Origin of the sequence: Xanthomonas bonasiae (assembly GCF_014836395.1) — a bacterium.
Taxonomy (GTDB): domain Bacteria; phylum Pseudomonadota; class Gammaproteobacteria; order Xanthomonadales; family Xanthomonadaceae; genus Xanthomonas_A; species Xanthomonas_A bonasiae.
This window is the reverse complement of sequence record NZ_JACSQX010000008.1, coordinates 177,628-196,298: the sequence shown is the minus strand read 5'-3', so window position 1 is coordinate 196,298 and position 18,671 is coordinate 177,628. Positions and strand designations below refer to the sequence as shown.

The 18,671-nt window shown below is 68.8% G+C and carries 17 protein-coding genes; 7 read left to right on the top strand and 10 right to left on the bottom strand.

The features are described 5' to 3' along the window. The first annotated feature begins 13 nt into the window (after positions 1-13). Positions 14-2,143 (top strand): ATP-dependent DNA helicase DinG, encoded by a 2,130-nt coding sequence (gene dinG / locus H9658_RS14780; protein WP_191825906.1) that lies wholly within the window; start codon positions 14-16, stop codon positions 2,141-2,143. 18 nt (positions 2,144-2,161) lie between these two features. On the opposite strand, the gene H9658_RS14775 is transcribed toward dinG, so the two are convergent. Then, positions 2,162-3,427 carry an alginate lyase family protein gene (locus H9658_RS14775; RefSeq protein ID WP_191825905.1) on the bottom strand — a complete coding sequence of 422 codons (1,266 nt, stop codon included), beginning with the start codon at positions 3,425-3,427 and terminating at the stop codon, positions 2,162-2,164. A gap of 291 nt (positions 3,428-3,718) precedes the next feature. On the opposite strand from H9658_RS14775, the gene katB reads away from it, so the two are divergent. Both katB and H9658_RS14765 read left to right on the top strand, forming a co-directional pair. Continuing rightward, complete coding sequence (katB, locus tag H9658_RS14770) at positions 3,719-5,242, top strand: catalase KatB (RefSeq protein ID WP_225209991.1); 1,524 nt, start codon at positions 3,719-3,721, stop codon at positions 5,240-5,242. Positions 5,243-5,315: 73 nt separating this feature from the next. Continuing rightward, on the top strand, positions 5,316-5,861 hold the full coding sequence (locus H9658_RS14765) for an ankyrin repeat domain-containing protein (protein ID WP_191825904.1): 546 nt from the start codon (positions 5,316-5,318) through the stop codon (positions 5,859-5,861). Between the two features lie 81 nt (positions 5,862-5,942). On the opposite strand, the gene H9658_RS14760 is transcribed toward H9658_RS14765, so the two are convergent. Together H9658_RS14760 and H9658_RS14755 are read right to left on the bottom strand one after the other, a co-directional pair. Continuing rightward, positions 5,943-6,692 (bottom strand): CPBP family intramembrane glutamic endopeptidase, encoded by a 750-nt coding sequence (locus H9658_RS14760; RefSeq protein WP_191825903.1) that lies wholly within the window; start codon positions 6,690-6,692, stop codon positions 5,943-5,945. A 223-nt stretch (positions 6,693-6,915) separates the two neighbouring features. Then, entirely contained in the window at positions 6,916-8,148 is a 1,233-nt protein-coding gene (locus tag H9658_RS14755) for an MFS transporter (protein ID WP_191825902.1), read from the bottom strand. Positions 8,149-8,240: 92 nt separating this feature from the next. Between H9658_RS14755 and H9658_RS14750 the strand changes: the two genes are divergently transcribed. Both H9658_RS14750 and H9658_RS14745 read left to right on the top strand, forming a co-directional pair. Further along, entirely contained in the window at positions 8,241-8,705 is a 465-nt protein-coding gene (locus H9658_RS14750; RefSeq protein WP_191825901.1) for a winged helix-turn-helix transcriptional regulator, read from the top strand. Positions 8,706-8,967: 262 nt separating this feature from the next. Beyond that, positions 8,968-10,548 carry an SDR family NAD(P)-dependent oxidoreductase gene (locus tag H9658_RS14745; RefSeq protein ID WP_191825900.1) on the top strand — a complete coding sequence of 527 codons (1,581 nt, stop codon included), beginning with the start codon at positions 8,968-8,970 and terminating at the stop codon, positions 10,546-10,548. A 99-nt stretch (positions 10,549-10,647) separates the two neighbouring features. Here H9658_RS14745 and H9658_RS14740 read toward each other — a convergent pair whose 3' ends face one another. The 3 genes from H9658_RS14740 to H9658_RS14730 all read right to left on the bottom strand — a co-directional run bounded on the left by H9658_RS14740 (position 10,648) and on the right by H9658_RS14730 (position 14,273). Continuing rightward, the gene (locus H9658_RS14740) at positions 10,648-11,175 is read right to left on the bottom strand and encodes a hypothetical protein (RefSeq protein WP_225209990.1); all 528 of its coding nucleotides are present in this window, start codon (positions 11,173-11,175) and stop codon (positions 10,648-10,650) included. Positions 11,176-11,291: 116 nt separating this feature from the next. Further along, on the bottom strand, positions 11,292-11,717 hold the full coding sequence (locus H9658_RS14735; RefSeq protein ID WP_179571018.1) for a hypothetical protein: 426 nt from the start codon (positions 11,715-11,717) through the stop codon (positions 11,292-11,294). A 459-nt stretch (positions 11,718-12,176) separates the two neighbouring features. Next, positions 12,177-14,273 carry a S9 family peptidase gene (locus tag H9658_RS14730; RefSeq protein WP_191825899.1) on the bottom strand — a complete coding sequence of 699 codons (2,097 nt, stop codon included), beginning with the start codon at positions 14,271-14,273 and terminating at the stop codon, positions 12,177-12,179. Between the two features lie 266 nt (positions 14,274-14,539). On the opposite strand from H9658_RS14730, the gene H9658_RS14725 reads away from it, so the two are divergent. Further along, positions 14,540-14,917 (top strand): TfoX/Sxy family protein, encoded by a 378-nt coding sequence (locus H9658_RS14725; protein WP_225209989.1) that lies wholly within the window; start codon positions 14,540-14,542, stop codon positions 14,915-14,917. 36 nt (positions 14,918-14,953) lie between these two features. Here H9658_RS14725 and H9658_RS14720 read toward each other — a convergent pair whose 3' ends face one another. Next, the gene (locus H9658_RS14720; RefSeq protein WP_179571015.1) at positions 14,954-15,421 is read right to left on the bottom strand and encodes a metallophosphoesterase family protein; all 468 of its coding nucleotides are present in this window, start codon (positions 15,419-15,421) and stop codon (positions 14,954-14,956) included. 141 nt (positions 15,422-15,562) lie between these two features. Between H9658_RS14720 and H9658_RS14715 the strand changes: the two genes are divergently transcribed. Continuing rightward, a complete protein-coding gene (locus tag H9658_RS14715; RefSeq protein ID WP_218848638.1) occupies positions 15,563-15,868 on the top strand; it encodes a hypothetical protein in 306 nt (101 codons plus the stop codon). Positions 15,869-15,944: 76 nt separating this feature from the next. Here the strand turns inward: H9658_RS14715 and H9658_RS23325 are convergent, their stop codons facing one another. From H9658_RS23325 to H9658_RS14700, 3 genes are all read right to left on the bottom strand, one after another. Next, positions 15,945-16,226, bottom strand: a complete 282-nt coding sequence (locus H9658_RS23325) for a hypothetical protein (RefSeq protein ID WP_406848133.1) — start codon at positions 16,224-16,226, stop codon at positions 15,945-15,947. A 147-nt stretch (positions 16,227-16,373) separates the two neighbouring features. Beyond that, a complete protein-coding gene (gene acpA / locus H9658_RS14705) occupies positions 16,374-18,074 on the bottom strand; it encodes an acid phosphatase (protein ID WP_191825898.1) in 1,701 nt (566 codons plus the stop codon). Positions 18,075-18,318: 244 nt separating this feature from the next. Continuing rightward, positions 18,319-18,525, bottom strand: a complete 207-nt coding sequence (locus tag H9658_RS14700) for a hypothetical protein (protein WP_225209988.1) — start codon at positions 18,523-18,525, stop codon at positions 18,319-18,321. Positions 18,526-18,671: the final 146 nt, after the last annotated feature.

Genomic DNA, 18,671 nt, shown 5'->3' with positions numbered 1-18,671 from the left:
AGAAAATGCCGGCATGAACGATGACGCCACAGCGGCCGCGGCCCGCGCAGCCGACAAGCCCCAGCGCCAGCTGACCGAGCCGATGAAGCTGGCGATCCGCGACGCCTACACCAAGCTGCAGGCCAACACGCCCGGTTTCATGGTGCGCCGCGCGCAGAGCCAGATGATCGGCGTGGTCTCGCGCGCGCTGGGCACCTCCGGCGGCGTCGGCGTGGCCGAGGCGCCGACCGGCGTCGGCAAGAGCCTGGGCTACCTCACCGCCGGGGTGCCGATCGCGCTGGCCAGCAAGAAGAAGCTGGTGATCAGCACCGGCACCGTGGCATTGCAGTCGCAATTGGTGGAACGCGACATTCCCGCCTTCCTCAAGGCCACCGGCATCGAGGCGACGGTGGCGCTGGCCAAGGGCCGCACCCGCTACCTGTGCGCGCGCAACGTCGCCGAGCTGCATGGCGACGCCGCGCAGAACAGCATGTTCGAGGACGAGGCGCCGCTGTACGACCGCCCGCTGAGTCCGGCCGAGGCCGAGCAGGCGCGCGCGCTGGCCAAGGCCTACGCCGACAAGACCTGGAACGGCGACCTGGACACCGCGCCGGAGCCGATCCCGTCCTCGCTGCGCGCGCGCATCACCACCAACGCCGCCGGCTGTGCCGGACGCCGCTGCTCGTTCGCGGTGCAGTGCCCGGTGCTGAAGGCGCGCAGCGACGTGCGCGATGCGCAGATCGTGGTCACCAACCATGCGCTGCTGCTGTCGGCGCTGGCGCTGGGCGACAGCGACAACGGCCAGCCGCTGATCGCGCCGCCGGCGGACATGCTGCTGGTGCTCGACGAAGGCCACCACATCGCCGGCGTGGCCATCGACCAGGGCGCGGCCAACCTGGCGCTGGACGACATGGCGCGGCGCACCGGCCGCCTGCAGGCGCTGGTCGGCGCCGCCTATCGGCTGGCCGACAAGGACACCATCGGCAACCAGTTGCCGAACGAAGCGATCGAACTGGCGACCCAGGTCAGCAAGGGGCTGAAGAGCTTCCGCGCCGAGATCGAACGCGCCTGGGTGCCGGACCCGGGCCAGGAAGAACCGATGTGGCGCGCGCCCAACGGGCGCCTGCCCGAGGACTGGAAACCCTTCATCGATGCGCAGGCGCAGGACACCGCCGCGCTGCTCAACTGGGTGCAGGCCGCGCATCAGCTGGTGGCCAAGTCCAAGCAGGAGGACGCGGCCAAGGAGCGCCTGCAGCGCAGCCTGGGCATGGCCCTGGAGATGGTCGAGCAGCAATACGCGCTATGGCTGGGCTGGCGCCGCGAGGACCAGGACGGGCAGGCGCCGATGGCGCGCTGGATCACCCTGTCGCGCGATGCCGACCTGGTCTGCCATTGCTCGCCGGTGTCGGCCGCGCAGGTGCTGCGCGCGCTGTTGTGGAGCGAAGTGGACTCGGCGGTGCTGACCTCGGCCACGCTGACCGGCGGCGGCGATTTCCAGGCGCTGGCGATCGACAACGGCCTGCCCGCGCATGCGGAGATGGTGTCGCTGTCCTCGCCGTTCGACCTGCCCAACCAGGCCGAACTGATCGTGCCGAAATTCCCGGTGGCGCCGGACGACCGCGAAGGCCATCCGCGCGAGGTCGCGCGCTACCTGGTCAAGGAGCTGGACTGGGGCAAGGGCTCGATCGTGCTGTTCACCTCGCGCTGGAAGATGCTCAAGGTCGCCGACCTGTTGCCGATCGCGCAGCGCAACCGCGTGCTGGTGCAGGGCGATGGCTCCAAGTCGCAGATGATCGGCGAGCACATGCGCCGCATCGGCGCCGGCGAAGGCTCGGTGCTGTTCGGCCTGAATTCCTTCGGCGAAGGCCTGGACCTGCCGGGCGAGGCCTGCACCACCGTGGTCATCACCCAGGTGCCGTTCGCGGTGCCGACCGACCCGCAGACCGCCACGCTCGGCGAATGGTTCGAAAGCCGCGGCCTCAACGCCTTCAACCTGATCGCGGTGCCGCATGCGCTGCGTACGCTGACCCAGTTCGCCGGCCGCCTGATCCGCAGTTCCAGCGACCACGGCCGGGTCATCATTCTCGATTCGCGCCTGCTGACCAAGCGCTACGGCAAGCGCATCATCGATGCGCTGCCGCCGTTCAAGCGGGTGATCGGGTAGCGATCGCGAAGGCCGGCGCTATGGCGTCGGCTGCAGGCTGTACAGCAAGGTGCCGTAGCCGAGCTGGTCGTAGCCGCCGCTGTTGGGGCCGTAGTCGCCGCCGCCGCCCTCGGCGCGGACCTTGGCGGCGAATCTGGTCAGGTACGGTGCCTTGAGGCCTTTCAGCACCACGTAGTGGTTGTACAGCAGCTCCCATTCCGGGCGCAGCGCGCCGCGCCCGTTCGGCGAGAGCGTCGTCTGCGTGACGTCGCTGTTGCTGTAGGGGGTGTACGGCAGCGCCAGGGTGTCGTCGCAGCGGTCGCCATCGGTGTCGCAGACGTTGTAGGCGGCCACGTATTCGGCGCCCTTGAGCACGCGGTTGTCGTCGTAGCCGAACAGGTCATCGCCCTGGCTCCAGGCCATCTGGCACAGCGAACCGAGCAGCGCGATCACCAGCGTGGCATGGCCCTGGTCGCGTCCGCTCTCCTGCACCTGGCCCATGCCCTGCGCCGGATACAGCTTCCAGATCGCCTTGGCCAGGCTGCCGTTGCCGGCGCCGTGCTTGAAGTAGTCGATCGCCTCGTCGTACAGATCCGCGCGGTCGGTAAGCACGCCGATGGCGAGGATCGCATTGAGCTGCGCCAGATCCCAGTTCGCCCAGTAGTGGTCGATCTGCGCGTTGTTGTGGCGGACCAGGAAGTCGTGATTGATCGGATAGAACACGTCCAGCATCATCCGCTTGAAGCGATTGAAGTCATCCCCGTTCCAACCCTTGTAGTCGCGCATCAGTTCGCCGGCGTTGGCGAATTCGTAGCCGTAGATGCCGGCAGCCAGCGCCGCGTCGCTGGTGCCGCGGATCGCGGTGAGCTTGTCCGACCAGGCATTCATGATCTCCACCGCCTTGTCGGCATAGCGGCTGTCGCCGCCGAGCTTCCAGCGCAGCGCCAATGCATAGGCGGCCGCGGCATCCCTGTACAGCAGTGTGTAGTTCTCCGGATGCTGGCCGTCGTAGCCGCGGTAGACGATCTCCACAGGACGCGGCTTCCAGTCCAGCGAGGCATGCGGGTTGGCGATCAGGCGTTCCCATCCTGCTTGCCAGGGGGCGGCGGAGAGGGTGAGTTTTTCCCGGATACGGGCCAGATCCTGTGCGCTGTGCAGCAAGCCGGGATGTGCGAAGGTCCGGGTCGCTGCATCGGCCTCGGCGACGAGAGCGGCCATGCACAGCAGCAACAGCGCGATCCAGCGCAGCGCGCCGCGCGTGCGCGAACGGCGCTCTTCTACACGCACAGTCGTGTGGTCATGCATCGGAATCTCCTGGGTTGGGGGGGCGCGCGATGCGCGCACGGCGGCCGCGCTCGGCGCGCGCGGCACGGCAGGTTCGCCGGCATCGTCTACATTTTGATGTCGGTTTTCCGTTGCTGCGCTGCGCATGCGATGTGTGTCGTCGAACCTGCAATGCATCGCCCACGCTATCGGAGACCGCAATCACATCGCCGTCGCTGTATCTGCCGCGCCTATCGCTTCCATAGCAACTAACGAATTCTCCGCGCACGACGCTACCGCCATCATTCAGCTCCCTCAACACGAGCTGACGCCATGCGCCCTGGAACACTGTTGGTGCTCGCCCTGCTGTCGCAGACCCTGATCGTCCCCGCCGGGTTCGCGCAGTCCACGCTCACCCGCGACAACGGCGCGCCGGTCGGCGACAACCAGAACTCGCAGACCGCCGGCGCCACCGGCCCGACACTGCTGCAGGACGTGCAGCTGATCCAGAAGCTGCAGCGCTTCGACCGCGAGCGCATCCCCGAGCGCGTGGTGCATGCGCGCGGCACCGGCGTGCATGGCGAGTTCACCGCCAGCGCCGACATCTCCGACCTGACCAAGGCCAAGGTGTTCGCTGCCGGCGCGAAGACCCCGGTATTCGTGCGCTTCTCCTCGGTGGTGCACGGCAACCATTCGCCGGAGACGCTGCGCGACCCGCACGGCTTCGCCACCAAGTTCTATACCAGCGAAGGCAACTGGGACCTGGTCGGCAACAACTTCCCGACCTTCTTCATCCGCGATGCGATCAAGTTCCCGGACATGGTGCATGCGTTCAAGCCGGATCCGCGCACCAACCTGGACGACGATTCGCGCCGCTTCGATTTCTTCTCGCACGTGCCCGAAGCCACGCGCACGCTGACCCTGCTGTACTCCAACGAAGGCACGCCGGCCGGCTACCGCTTCATGGACGGCAACGGCGTGCATGCCTACAAGCTGGTCAACGCGCAGGGCGAGGTGCACTACGTCAAGTTCCATTGGAAGTCGCTGCAGGGCCTGAAGAACCTGGATCCGAAGCAGGTGGCGCAGGTGCAGGGCAAGGACTACAGCCACCTGACCAACGACCTGGTCGGCGCGATCAAGCAGGGCGACTATCCGAAGTGGGACCTGTACATCCAGGTACTGAAGCCGGAAGACCTGGCCAAGTTCGACTTCGATCCGCTGGACGCGACCAAGATTTGGCCCGACGTCCCCGAGCGCAAGATCGGGCAGATGGTGCTGAACAGGAACGTGGACAACTTCTTCCAGGAGACCGAGCAGGTGGCGATGGCGCCGGCCAACCTGGTGCCGGGCATCGAACCGTCGGAAGACCGGCTGCTGCAGGGCCGCATCTTCTCCTATGCCGACACCCAGCTGTACCGCGTCGGCACCAACGGCCTGAGCCTGCCGGTGAACCGGCCACTGGTGGCGGTCAACAACGGCAATCAGGACGGCGCGATGAACGCCGGCGCCACCGCCAGCGGCGTCAACTACGAACCGAGCCGGCTCAGCCCGCGTCCGCAGGATCCGAACGCGCGTTACAGCCAGCTGCCGCTGTCGGGCAGCACCCAGCAGGCGAAGATCGTCCGCGAGCAGAACTTCAAGCAGGCCGGCGATCTGTTCCGCAGCTACAGCAAGAAAGAGCAGCAGGACCTGATCCAGAGCTTCGGCGAATCGCTGGCCGGCACCGACGACGCCAGCAAGCACATCATGCTGTCGTTCCTGTACAAGGCCGATCCGGCCTACGGCAGCGGTGTCGCCCGCGTCGCCAAGGGCGATCTGGCGCGGGTCAAGCAGCTGGCCGCGCAGTTGCAGGATTGACCGTTCGCTGCGCAGCGCGGCGGCGCCTCCCCCACGCCGCGCTGCGCCGCGCCCTCTTTATCGGAGACCGAGCATGCGTCGCTTCCTTCTTCTCGTCCTGAGCCTGGTCGCCGTCTCGGCGACTGCCGCGCCCGCACCCGCCGACCCGGCCAAGGTCCAGGCGCAACTGCGCGACTACTTCTTCGATGCCGCGCGCGAAGGCCGCCAGGACATGCTGGCCGAGTTCATCCGGGCGCACTACGACCTCAACACCCGCGACGACAAGGGCTATACCGCGCTGATCCTGGCCGCCTACCACGGCCAGCAGCCGGCGGTGGAGCAATTGCTGCAGGCCGGCGCCGATCCGTGCGCGCAGGACAGGCGCGGCAACACCGCGCTGATGGGCGCGATCTTCAAGGGCGAGCTGGCGATCGCCAAGCGGCTGATGCAGGCCGATTGCGCGCCCGACCAGCGCAACAACGCCGGGCAGACCGCAGCGATGTACGCGGCCCTGTTCCAGCGCACCGAGGTGCTGAAGGACCTCGCTGCCAAGGGCGCCGATCTGCAGGCGAAGGACGCGCAGGGCAACGACGTGGCCAAGCTGCAACGCGGCGAGTTCGCGCAGGCGCCGCTGCGCTGAACCGCAAGCGGACACCAGCGGTGCGCGCGGGTGTGGCCGCGCCCCGCGCGCTCAGCCGACCGTGCCGCCATGCGGGCTCGTTCAATGCGGCGGCCACAGCGCAGCGAAGATGCACGCGTTCATCGCCAGGTTGAAGCTGGCATGCGCGGCCATCGCCGGGAACAACGAACCGCTGCGGTGCCGCAGCGATGCGAACAGCAGCGCCGTGCAGAACATCAGGCCGACCCACAGCGCAGCGGACAGCGGCAGCAGGCGGATGCCGGCCGCGGTCGCCAGCAGTCCGTGATGGCAAAGATGCACCAGGCCGAACCACAGCGCTTCGATGCAGGTGCTCGCGCGTAGCGAAAACCGATCTTCCAGCGCGCGTTGCAGCAGGCCGCGGAAAAAGATCTCCTCGCCGATCGGGCTGAACAGCAGCGCGGGCACGGTGGCCACCAGAAACAGCTGCAGCGTGCTGAAACCCTGGTGGGGAATCGTGTCGCGGTAATTGCGCGCGACGCTGACGAACCAGTTGTCCTCGCCGCTGCCGAAGGCGATGGCGCCGAGTGCGAAGCATGCAAGGGCCGCCAGCGCCCCCAACGCGAGCGACGGCGCGAACCAGGCGAGCCGTATCGGCCGCACCAATCCGATCTGCTGGCGCCCTGGACGGGACAGCAGCAGCCACGGACTCGCTGCCATGCACACGAAGCCGAGCGGCAGCAACCAGCGCCAGTGCGCCGGCGCCAGCGTGCCTGCCGCACGCATGGCGGCGAAGACCAGCGCCAATGCCACGGCAACAGGCAACCCGCGCGCGCTGCTGAACTTCCACGACAGACGCGAGGTCAGGGACACGGGCCGATCTCGCTCGATGTGGGTGCGCTGGTGCGCGTGGGGCAGGCTACTGTGCTGGTGCTCGGCCACGCAAGCGTGCGATCACTGGAGAGGCTGCAACAGACGCGCGGGAGCGTCAGTCGCCACAGACGCTACCGGTGGCGCTTGTGGCAAGGAATGGCCGAGGCCACCCGATGTCGTTCCCAAATGCCCCGCCAACGGCGGTTGCGCGCGACGACGATGGCTAGCGAGCGGGTTCCGCCGGCATCCAGCGCAGCGTCGCCGCCCAGAACAGCAGCGCCGCCGCGCTGGTCGCCGCCCCCAACATGCACACGCCCGTCCATCCGGCATGCGCATAGGTGGCGGTGGCGGCGATCGCGCCCAGGCCGCTGCCGAGTGCGTAGAACAGCATGTAGCCGGCCACACGCCGGCTGTGCGCCTGCGCGTCGCCGCGGAAGATCAGGCTCTGGTTGAGGACATGGATGGCCTGACCCGCCATGTCTAATGCGACGATGCCGAGGATCAGTGCCGACAGCCAGCGCATGCCCAGCGCCAGCGGCAACCACGAGGCCAGCAGCAACGCCAGCATCAGCCCGCTGCAGCGTTGCGCCCAGCCACGGTCGGCCCAGCGCCCGGCGCGCGCTGCGGCCAGGGCGCCGACCGCCCCGACCAGGCCGAACGCGCCGATCGTGGTGTGCGAGTACGCATGCGGCTGCGCGCTCAGCGGCAGCACCAGCGCGGTCCAGAACACCGAGAAACTGGCGAACATCAGTAGCGCGATGCCGCCGCGGATCTGCAGCACGCGCTCGTGCGCCAGCATGTGCAGCATCGAGCGCAGCAGGGCGGCGTGGCCGGGCGGCCGTCGCGGCGCAGGCAGGGCGGGCAAGGCGTGCCGCAGCCACAGCAGCAACAGCAGCGTCAGCGCCGCGGATGCCGCATAGACGCCGCGCCAGCCGGCCAGGTCGGCGATGACGCCAGCCAACACGCGCGCCAGCAGCAAGCCGATCACCACGCCGGCCTGGGCCGCGCCGACCACACGGCCACGTTCGGCCGGTGCGGCGCTGGCCGCGGCGTAGGCGATCAGGCCCTGGGTCATCGCGGTGCCGAGCAAGCCCACGGCGAGCATGCCGGCCAGCAGCGCCGGCAGCGTCGGTGCCGCGGCCACCGCCAGCCGCGCGGCCAGCAACGCGCCAGCTTGCCACAGCATCAGCGGGCGCCGCGCATGGCGGTCGCCCAGCGGCACCACCAGCAGCAGCGCCAGCGCGCAGCCGGCCTGGGTCGCGGCGATCACCCCGCCGGCAGCGCCCTGACCGATGCCGAACTCCGCCGCCAACGCGTCGAGCAGCGGCTGCGCGAAATAGACGTTGGCCACACTGGCGCCGCTGGCGCAGGCGAACAGTGCCACCTGCGCGCGGCGCAGCGCGGGCGGCTCGGGCTCGGGCTGGGGGTTGGGTGCGGTCGGCAGGGGGCTGCGCATGGCTAACTGGTTGCAATAAAAAACCACTGACAGGGTGTCGATTTTGGTTTTAAAATGCAACCGGATGCCGCACTCGGCGAATGGGAGCCAGCATGGCAAGACGCAGCAAGCACCCTGCCCAACCGTGCCCGGTGGCGCGTTCGGTGGAGCTGATCGGCGAGCGTTGGGCGCTGCTGATCGTGCGCGATGCCTTCGACGGTATCTGCCGGTTCGGCGATTTCCAGCGCAGCCTGGGCATGGCGCGCAACATCCTGGCCGATCGCCTGCGCCTGCTGGTCGAGGCGCAGATCCTGGCGCTGCGGCCGGCCGCCGATGGCAGCGCCTATCAGGAGTACGCGCTCACCGAAAAAGGCGAGCAGCTGTTCCCGCTGCTGCTGGCGTTGCGGCAATGGGGCGAGCGGCACCTGTTCGCGCCGGGCGAGGCGCATTCGCGCCTGCTCGATCGGCGCACCGGCAAGCCGGTGCCGGCGATGCTGCCGCGCGATGCGGCAGGCCGCGCGCTGAAGCCGCGGCAGACGCTGGTACGCAAGGTCGAGGCGCCTGCCGACGGCGCATGAGCGCGGCACCGGCGCCGTGCTGCGTGAGCGGCGGCGTGTTGGGACGCGGGCAGGATCGGGACGCAATCCGGGGGCGACATGGCGCCGACACCCCCGGATCGGCGAAAATACCGTCTGGCCGGTCTGTCCCGGCCCGTTGCAACGCTCCCTGCGCTGCCGTTGCCCGTTCGCCGCAAGCGCCGGGCGTGCTGCATCGCCGCCCTTTCGTCGGCTTGCTGCCGCGCCTTCGCCACGGCTCGCCGCCGCTCATTCCGGATCCGTCTTGAACACCACCGCCTCGCCCCCTGCCACCGACGCCCTGCCCCTGACCGAGCGCCTGCGCGTCGCCCTGGACCTGCTCGAAGCCATCGATGCCGACCGCAGCGTGCTCGACGCGCTGCCCGAGGCCGACCGCGTGCGCCTGCACCAGGTCGTCGCCAAGGTCTATCACCCCGAGCCCAAAGCGCGCCGGCAACTGCTCAAGCAGCAGGCACGCGAACGCCACCAGGAAAAGGTGCGCAAGGCCGAAGCGCTGCTCGAGCAGACCGGGATCCGCGCGCTGCGGCGCAAGCCGGTGTTCAGCACGCCGAACTACTTCCCGCCGCATGCCGCCGGCCTGCACGACGCCAGCAATGCCGCGGCCGAGGAACCCGCGGCGGCACAGTCGCCCGAGCTGCGCCACTGCTACGTGTGCAAGCAGAAGTTCACCCAGCTGCACCATTTCTACGACCAGATGTGTCCGGCCTGCGCCGAACTGAACTACTTCAAGCGCACCGAGACCGCGGACCTGCGTGGGCGCGTGGCGCTGCTGACCGGCGGCCGGGTCAAGATCGGTTACCAGGCCGGGCTGAAGCTGCTGCGCGCTGGCGCCGAACTGATCGTGACCACGCGCTTCCCGCGCGATTCGGCCGCGCGCTACGCGCAGGAGCCGGATTTCGCCGAGTGGGGCCACCGCCTGCAGGTGTTCGGCCTGGACCTGCGCCACACGCCCAGCGTCGAAGCGTTCTGCAGCCAGCTGCTGGCCACGCGCGAGCGGCTGGACTTCATCGTCAACAACGCCTGCCAGACCGTGCGCCGGCCGCCGCAGTTCTACGCGCACATGATGGCCGGCGAGACCGCCGCGCTGCACGAACTGCCCGAGCACGTGCGCCGCCTGGTCGGCCACTACGAAGGCCTGCGCAGCCCGGAACTGCTGCCGGCGGCGTCGGCGACCACGCTGTCGGCGGGCCAGGGCCACGGCATCAGCGGCGCCGACGGGCTGACCCGTGCCGCCGAGCTGTCGCAGGTGCCGTTGCTGGCCGACGAACTGCTTGGCCAGCAGCACCTGTTTCCCGAAGGGCGCCTGGACCAGGACCTGCAGCAGGTGGACCTGCGCGGACGCAACTCGTGGCGTCTGCTGATGGCCGAAGTGCCGTCGGTGGAATTGCTGGAGACGCAGCTGGTCAACGCCATCGCCCCGTTCATCATCAATGCGCGGCTCAAGCCGCTGATGCTGCGCACGCCCGAGCGCGACAAGCACATCGTCAACGTGTCGGCGATGGAAGGGCAGTTCTACCGCAACTTCAAGACCACCCGGCATCCGCACACCAACATGGCCAAGGCCGCGTTGAACATGATGACCCGGACCTCGGCGGCCGATTACCAGAACGACGGCATCCACATGAACAGCGTGGACACCGGCTGGGTCACCGACGAGGACCCGGCCGAGATCGCCGCGCGCAAGGTGCAGGAAGAACGCTTCCACCCGCCGCTGGACATCGTCGACGGCGCCGCGCGCATCGTCGACCCGATCATCCACGGCTTCAACACCGGCGAGCACGTGTGGGGGCAGTTCCTGAAGGATTACGCGCCGACCGATTGGTGAGGGGCGGCGTGGTCCACGCCAACCGGTCTGCTTCCATGATCGTGGCGATCTGACGATCGCCGGGGCCATCCCGACGGGGCGGCGGCGTGCTTTCGGAGATCAGTCGCCGGCGACCGCACGGTGCATGGTGCCACTGTAGCCCCAGGCGAATTGATACCACTGATCGTCAGGGGAAACGTCGAGATTGTTCACGGTGCGCTGCCAATAGACGATCATTTCGTCGTTGGAGGTCCGCGCAAGCGTGAATGAGGACGACTCAACCCAGACGCCATCCTCGTCCCGTCCCGAGGTGGTGCTGTAGATGAGCGCATGCGGGCCGGAATTGCGCATGCGGAACTGCCCCGGCTTCATTTCTTGCCACGATCCCTTGACCACGTTGTAGACCCGTACTTGCCAGCGGGAAACGACGAAGCGAAAGCGTCTCGGAAAGCCTGCGCTATCCACGTAGCGGGGCGCGTCGAATCCGTCCAGCACACCTTCCCACGTGCCCTGGAAATCGAATTTGGCATCGCTCGGGTGGGCGAGGACGGGGCGTGGCCGATACGTGTAGAGCGGCGCCGTCACGGTGGCGCAGGACGTCAGAAGAAACAGCGCAAGCGCAACCGTCCAGCGTGTGCATGCTTTCATGGGAAGTGGCATCCGATTCGATCAACCAGCGCGGCCGATTCGATTTGGGTGGGTTACAAGAGACGCATCTGGATCAGAGCGATTGGACGATGCGCTTGAGGGGTGCCATATACGTCTCAACTGGATGGATCGGAGGCGGCCGTGGAGGCGGCCTGGCCGCTTTCGCGGCCCCAGAATTCCACCATGATGGTCATCAAGGTCCACACGAGCAGGGTGGGTTGCACCTTGTCGGGCAGCAGATCGTGCCCCTTGAGCATGATGTCGATCATCTGCGGCATCGTCAGCGCCAGCAGCAGCGTGTAGACCGCATACGCGATCCTGTGCCGGCTGTTGGAAATGAACAGGATGGAGATGACCGTGCTGGCGAGGATGGCCAGCACGACGCCGAACCGCCAGCCGTCGAGCCGTTCCGTACCGGTGAGCACCAGGCCCAGCACGGCGCCGAAGAACGTGTTGATTCCGCTTAGATTCGCCTGGTATTCGCCATTGGACATCTTGCCAAGGCCGGTCTTGCCGAAGATACCGCCGAACTTCTTCCACATGAGACATCCCCTTTGTCTGCCACGTGACGTATGTCGTCTGTTCCCGCTGCATCGAGCGTTCGACGCTGCCTGCGCCCCCGCGCGGCATCGACCATATTCCCCGTTCCCGACCCGCCTTGCCAACCCTGCGGCCAGCGGCCAACTCTAGCGGAGATTGGAGACGCCCACAGCGCGATCGCCGCCCGCGCGGATGCGCAAGGCGCGGGAAGAGCGTTTCCATCCGCCGCTGGACATCGTCGGCGGCGTCGCGCGCATCGTCGAGGCGATCCTCCACGGCTGCAACGCCGCGAGCCCGTGTGAGGGCAGTGCCCAAGGACTGCACGCCGACGGATTGGTCGGCGCACCATCGCATATCGCGGTCATGATCGCCGCGGCGCAATGCGCCATCGCCGCCGTGGCGCTGCCGCGACGGCGCCGATGCGTGCACGACGGGAGGCACGCATCGGCGTCGGCGAGGACCTACTTGCGCACGCTCTGCGTGTGCGACTTCAGCGCGTCCTCCAGGCCTGGCACCTGCGCCGCGCCGTCCGGCACGCTGAGGCTGGAGCCGACCAGGTCCTGGCCGAACGGCTGCGTGCGTCCGCCCAGGCACTTGCCCAGGAACGCCTCGCTGACCGCGTTGAAGGCCTTGCTGTTCTCCGGCCGGGCGAAGCCGTGGCCTTCGTCGGGGAACAGCACGTAGGTCACCGGGATCTGCTTGGCCTTCAGCGCGTTGACGATCTGGTCGGCCTCGGCCTGCTTCACGCGCGGGTCGTTGGCGCCCTGGCCGATCAGCAGCGGCCTGGCGATGCGGTCGGCGCGGCTCAGCGGCGAGCGTTCGTCCAGCAGTTTCTTGCCGGCCTCGGTGCGCGGATCGCCGATGCGCCGCGCCATCTGCTCGAAGCCGGATTTCCAGTACGGCGGGATGGTGCTGAGCAAGGTGTTCAAGTTCGACGGGCCGACGATGTCCACGCCGCACTTGAAGGCGTCCGGGGTGAAGCTCAACCCGACCAGCGTGGCGTAGCCGCCGTAGCTGCCGCCCATGATCGCGACCTGGTCCTTGGTCGTGACGCCCTGCTGCACCGCCCACTGCACCGCATCGAGCAGGTCGTCGTGCATCTTGCTCGCCCATTCGCCATCGCCGGCGTTGGTGAAGCGCTTGCCGAAGCCGGTGGAGCCGCGGTAGTTGACCTGCAGCACCGCGTAACCGCGGTTGGCCAGCCACTGGTTGTAGCCGCTATAGCCGTAGTCGTCGCGTGCCCACGGCCCGCCGTGCACGAACAGCACCAGCGGCACCGGCTTGTCGGCCTTGCCGTCGCCGTTGGCATCGGCCTCGCGCGGCAGGGTGAGGTAGCTGACCAGGGTCAGGCCGTCGCGCGAGCGGATCTCCTGCGGCCACTGCGGCACCAGCGGCTGCCCCTCCAGCGCCGGGCGTGCGGCGAACAGCTTGGTCAGCTTGCCCGCAGCGGACGGCACGCGGTCGTAGCGATAGAACGTGGCCGGCGCATCGGCGGCCGAGTAGGCGACGATCCAGGTGCGGTCGTCCTGGGTGCGGGTCAGCACCGAGATCTCGCCCGGGCCGATCGCCTGCAACTGCCTGATGTCCGCGGCGATGGCCGGGTCCAGCACCTTCCATTCCGGGCGCAGGTAGTTCGATTCCACCGCCTGCACCACGCCGCTGCGCGGATCGGTCAGGGTGCCGCCCACGTCCGCGCGCGCATCCTCGAACAGCAGCTTGCGCGTGCCGCTGGCCACGTCCACCGCGTACAGCGCCGAGGTGTCGCGCTGGCGCGAATCGACGAAGTACAGCGTCTTGCCGTCGGCGCTGAAGCCGGACGGCGCGGTGGTCAGCGAATCCTCGAACGGGATCTCCTCGCGCTTCTGCCAGCCGCCCTTGCCGTCGGGCTGCAACAGGTCCTCGCCGCCGTCCTCGCGCGAACGCGTCGCCAGCCGCACCTGGTAGTCGTCGTCGGCCAGGTATTCGCCGATCTGATCGGTGTTCTTCTGCAGCAGCGTGCGCTTGCCGCCGGCCAGGTCGACCCGGTACAGATCGTGCCACTGCGCGTCGCGGTCGTTCATGCCGACCAGGATCGACTCCGGATGCGTGCGGCTGACCGCTACCACCCGCGCGCGGGTCTTGGGGAAGTCGCTGAGGTCGCGGCCGTTGCCGCCCTTGGCGACGTCGAGCGCGAACAGGTGGAAATCCTCGTCGCCACCGCTGTCGCGCATGTACAGCAAGGTGTCGGGCAGGAACGACCAGAAATAGGAGCGGATGCCGCGGCCGCGGTCGTGGGTGACGGCGCGCGCCTTGTCGGGTGCGTCGGCCGGCGCGACCCAGACGTTGAGCACGCCGTCCACCGGCGCCAGCCAGCTCAGGGTCTTGCCGTCGGGGCTCAGCTGCACGCTGCTGCGCTCGGGGTTGCCGAACAGCACGTCGCGCGGGATCAACGGCGGTGCCGCGGCGGCCGCTGCCGGCGTCTGTGCGGCCGGCGCGTCCTTGGCGGCGGGAGCGGCGGCCTGCTGCGAGCAGGCGGAGACCGCGAGGGCGAGGCTGGAAACCAGGACGAGACGCCGCATGAGTGCTCCGGGAACGTTGTTGGCGGGATGGGATTGTTACTCTATAACAAGTGGGGATTCCAGTGCGGCGGGTGCCGATGCGGCCACGCGTGATGGATCTGCGACGCGCTCCAGTATCGGTTGCCGGCGGCCGTTGCGACTACGGGGTTCGGCGCCCGGACATGGGCGTATCGGCGTGGCGCAGGATGCTTCCGATGTGTGGCGCACCCGGCGGCGCCGGCGCTTGCGCTTTGCCGGCCGCGATGCAGAATCCGGCATCGACCCAAATGCAGAGCGACGACATGGCCTCCGATGCCAGCTACGTGGAATACGTCATGGAACAGGCGGCGCTCGGCGCCGCGCTGACCTGCAAGAAGATGTTCGGCGAATACGCGCTGTACCTGGACGGCAAGGTGGTGGCGTTCGTCTGCGACAACCAGGTCTTCGTCAAGCCGACCGCCGCCGGGCGCGCGCTGCTCGACGATGTGGTCGAACAGGCGCCGTATCCTGGCGGCAAGCCGCATTACCTGATCGACGAGGGGCTGGAGGACCGGAGCCTGTTGCAGCGCTTGCTGCGCGCCACGGCGCAGGCATTGCCCGCCCCCAAACTGGCCAAGGCGGCCAAGGTCGGCAAACGCGCGAGCCGGCCGCCGGCGCCGCGGTAGATCGCGCGTCGTTTCCCGGAATCCCGCAGCGCCGCTTCAGGTCAGCGCGTGCAGCTCGCCGCGGACGCCGCCTGCCTGCAGATGCAGATAGCCCACCCCGATCGGCAGGCTGAAACGGCGCGGCCCGGCACTGCCGGGATTGACGTACAGCACGCCGTCGCGGCTCTGCAGCAGCGGTTTGTGCGAATGCCCGCTGACCACCACGTCCACGGAGGCGGGATCGCGCGCCAGCGTCTTCAGATCGTGCAGCACGTGCAGGCGGATGCCCGCGATGTCGAGGTCCAGGGTGTCGGGCAGCGCCTGCGCCCACGGCGCGGTATCGATGTTGCCGCGGATCGCATGCAGCGGCGCGAGCGCGCGCAGCGCATCGAGGATTTCCGGCTTGCCGATGTCGCCGGCATGCACGATGGCGACGCAATCGCGCATCGCCGCCAGCGCCTGCGGCCGCAACAGGCCGTGGGTGTCGGAGATCAGGCCGATTCGCAGCGGCGGCACGGTAGGCATCGGCAGGGCTTGGCAACGGGACGGAGTGCTAGCCTAAACCCCACGTTCGCAAGGCCGCGTGCCGGTCCGAGCGAAAGGCTTCCTTCACCACGTCGCGAGAACCGCATGTCTGCAGCGCTTGATCGGGAACCAGCGGCCTACGTGGAACAGGCCGACGCCGCCGCGATCCGGGTCCGGGCGATGCGTAACGAACACGATGCGGCGCTACGTGCGCTCGGTTTCGCACGCACCGGCGAGGCTGGCGTCTCTGCCATGGTGGTGCGCGACGATGCGGAGAAGGCCGAGGCCTTCCACGCGCTGCGCGAACTCGGCCTGGCCTTTGCCGCCGGAAGGGAGTGGTGCCCGGCAGAGGTCTTCGGCTATCTGCGCGACAAGGGGTTGCTGAGCGGCCCGTTCCTGCGCATCGCCTGGACCCAGCCCGGCCGCTACCGAGTGGATGAGGCGTAATCGCGTGCCACGCGGACCGGCTGCTCGCGACCGCGCATCCTGGCCGAGTCGCCAGGCGCATCGGCGAGTGTGGCCGCTACGTCCCTGTTCCGCCGTGATGCGGCGCGCAGCGTCGCATCGCGGCGCCCGATGGATGACCGCGTCGATGTGGCGGCCATCCGGATCCATCACGAACGCCGCGTAGCGCGTGCGGGTGGGTACCTGCGATGCCGACGTCCAGCGTGTCGGGCAGCGCCCGCCCATGACGCGGCATCGATGTCGCCGCGGATCGCTGCACCCACGCGCGCGTGGGCAGCGCATCGAGGATCACGGGGTTGCCGATGTCGCCGGCGTGCACGACGACCACGTGATCGCGCATCGCCGCCAGCGCCTGCGGCCGCAGCAGGCCGTGGATGTCGGAGATCAGGCCGATCGCAGCGGCGAGACGGACGGCATCGGCGGTGGCCTGATGGGGAGGCCGATAGCCCGGCTGCGCAGGCGGCTACCGTTCTCCCCTGGCTCCGGCTCAGGCGAAGTGCAGGGCGGCGGTCAGGTCGCCCGGGCGCACCCCGCTGGCGGCCTGCATGGCACGCTCCCGTTCGGCCAGGCCCGGCAGCGTCTCTAGCCCGAAGCGGCGGGTGATGAAACGCAGGATCGAGCCGGTGTCGTAGACGCTGTGGTCGACATGGCCACGCCTGGCGTGCGGCGATACCACCAGCGCCGGGATGCGCGAGCCCGGCCCCCAGCGATCGGCCTTGGGCGGAGCCACGTGGTCCCACCAGCCGCCATTCTCGTCGAAGGTGATGAACACCACCGTCTTGTCCCACAGCGGACCGTTGCGCAGCGCGTCCACCACCATGGCGATATGGCGGTCGCCGGCGGCCACGTCGGAATAGCCGGCGTGCATGTTGAGGTTGCCCTGCGGTTTGTAGAACGCCACCGGCGGCAGCGTGCCGGCCTGCACATCGGCGATGAAGCGGTTGTCCGGGGCGCTGTCGCCCAGCCCGCCGTCGCGCAGGCGCCGCGCGCGCGCGGCCGTGCCGGGAGCGAGATTGGCGAAATAGTTGAACGGCTGGTGGTGGATCTGGAAATTGGGGCTGGTCGGGAACTCGGGGGTGTCGCCGGTGTCGCCCTTGCCCTGCACCGCCAGGCCCCAGCCGCCGGCATACCACGCCCAGTCCACGCCCTTGGCATCGAGCGCGTCGCCGATGTGGCGATGGGTCTGCGCCGGCAAGGTGTCGGGACTGTCGGGGGCGGCGTAGTCGGGGCGCGCGGGGTCCTGGCTGGTGCTGGGCTGGAACGGCGGGCTCAGGGTGTTGACCGCCCAGAAGTCCGGGGTCAGCGCGCCGTTGCGCACGAAGCGCGGCTTGCCGTTGAGCGCGGTGTCCGGCGAATCCTCCTGCACGGCCAGGCGGATCTCGTCGGGCCGGTCGCTGGCCATGGCGCTGATCTGCAGCCGCGCCGGGCTGGTGTCCGCATGCGGGTAGTACGGCGCCTGCGCGGCGACCAGGTATTGGTGGTTGAGGAACGAGCCGCCGAACGCGCCCATGAAGAAGTTGTCGCACAGCGTGTACTCGCGCGCCAGGCTCCACAGCCGCAGCGTGGCCGGGGCGTCGGCGTAATGGCCCATCACCAGCCCGCCGGCATCGCTCCAGGCGGCGAAGCCATCGTTGCGGCCGCCATTGATCTGCATCTGGTTCTCGTAGAAGCGGTGCACCAGATCGCGGGTGACCACGCCATGCGGCAGCGGTTTGCCGTCGGCCGTGCGCAGCGGGAACGGCGCATTGGGCAGCGGGCCGATCGCATCCTCGCCGATCTTGTAGCGGCGGTGGTCCACCACCTGCTCGTCCGGCGCTAGGCCGCCCCAGATCGGCGGCAGGATGTCGAGCACGCTGCCGTCGCGATCGACCTGCCGCGCCTGCGCCGGCGTCACCGCCGACAGCGGCCGCTGCAGCCCGGGAAAGTCCGGGAACAGGTTGTTGAAGCTGCGATTCTCGGCGTAGATCACCACCACGTGCTGGATCTTCTCGCGCAGCTGCTTGTCCAGGTCGCTGGCCGACAGCGGGCTTTGCGGCGCGCGTCTGGCCGCCTCGGCGAGGGCCTCGCCGGGGCCGATGGCCAGCGCGCCGCCGGCCAGTGCCAGGCCGCCGAGCAGGCGACGACGTTGCGGATTGTCGGGAGTGGCATCGGCGTCGGTGGACACGGGGTCCTGGGGCGGCTTCTTCACGGTGTCATGGGCATTGGGGGAAAGGCATCGGCCAGTGTGGGCCGCGCAAATGACAAGTCAAAGCGGGCGGGACGGCTGGCCGGCGTGGCGTTCAGCGGCCGTATCGCAGACCGTCGCCGATGTCCCTGGATCAGGCGGAACGTGGGCACCCCGCATCGGCTCAGCGGCGCCGCGTTGCGATGCCGAGGATGTGCTTGCACAGGTCGGCGTAACGGCCCGAGTCGTCGCGGGCCGCCGCCCCGCTTTAGATGGCCTCGCTGAGTACCTTTCCAAGCCGCGCGTGCCCCACGCGTGCAGCCAGCTCGCTCAGTTGCGCCTGGAAGCCGCGCTGCATGGCCGCGATCTGCTGCGCATCGTGTCCGAGCCAGGCATGGCCTTTGTCGTTGTACATCGCCACGCCGTGTAGCGCTTCGGCAAGCGCGTGCGACGGGTCCTGCTGATCGGTTGGCATCGTGGCGACCCTGGCGTGTCGCCGGATCGCCGCCGTGCCCTGGCGCGATCCGACAGGAAGGAGGGCGCCGACCAACCGATCCAGCTGTGTTCGACGGCGGAGATGTCCTGCGAGGCCTTGCGTTGCGGGCAGCGCCTCCTGCGATC

Bases quoted from the DNA above. Each gene is read 5' to 3' on its own strand.
- dinG (WP_191825906.1), top strand. From the start codon at position 14: ATGAACGATGACGCCACAGCGGCCGCGGCCCGCGCAGCCGACAAGCCC.
- H9658_RS14775 (WP_191825905.1), bottom strand. From the start codon at position 3,427: ATGCATGACCACACGACTGTGCGTGTAGAAGAGCGCCGTTCGCGCACG.
- katB (WP_225209991.1), top strand. From the start codon at position 3,719: ATGCGCCCTGGAACACTGTTGGTGCTCGCCCTGCTGTCGCAGACCCTG.
- H9658_RS14765 (WP_191825904.1), top strand. From the start codon at position 5,316: ATGCGTCGCTTCCTTCTTCTCGTCCTGAGCCTGGTCGCCGTCTCGGCG.
- H9658_RS14755 (WP_191825902.1), bottom strand. From the start codon at position 8,148: ATGCGCAGCCCCCTGCCGACCGCACCCAACCCCCAGCCCGAGCCCGAG.
- H9658_RS14750 (WP_191825901.1), top strand. From the start codon at position 8,241: ATGGCAAGACGCAGCAAGCACCCTGCCCAACCGTGCCCGGTGGCGCGT.
- H9658_RS14740 (WP_225209990.1), bottom strand. From the start codon at position 11,175: ATGAAAGCATGCACACGCTGGACGGTTGCGCTTGCGCTGTTTCTTCTG.
- H9658_RS14735 (WP_179571018.1), bottom strand. From the start codon at position 11,717: ATGTGGAAGAAGTTCGGCGGTATCTTCGGCAAGACCGGCCTTGGCAAG.
- H9658_RS14730 (WP_191825899.1), bottom strand. From the start codon at position 14,273: ATGCGGCGTCTCGTCCTGGTTTCCAGCCTCGCCCTCGCGGTCTCCGCC.
- H9658_RS14725 (WP_225209989.1), top strand. From the start codon at position 14,540: ATGCAGAGCGACGACATGGCCTCCGATGCCAGCTACGTGGAATACGTC.
- H9658_RS14720 (WP_179571015.1), bottom strand. From the start codon at position 15,421: ATGCCTACCGTGCCGCCGCTGCGAATCGGCCTGATCTCCGACACCCAC.
- H9658_RS23325 (WP_406848133.1), bottom strand. From the start codon at position 16,226: ATGCGCGATCACGTGGTCGTCGTGCACGCCGGCGACATCGGCAACCCC.
- H9658_RS14700 (WP_225209988.1), bottom strand. From the start codon at position 18,525: ATGCCAACCGATCAGCAGGACCCGTCGCACGCGCTTGCCGAAGCGCTA.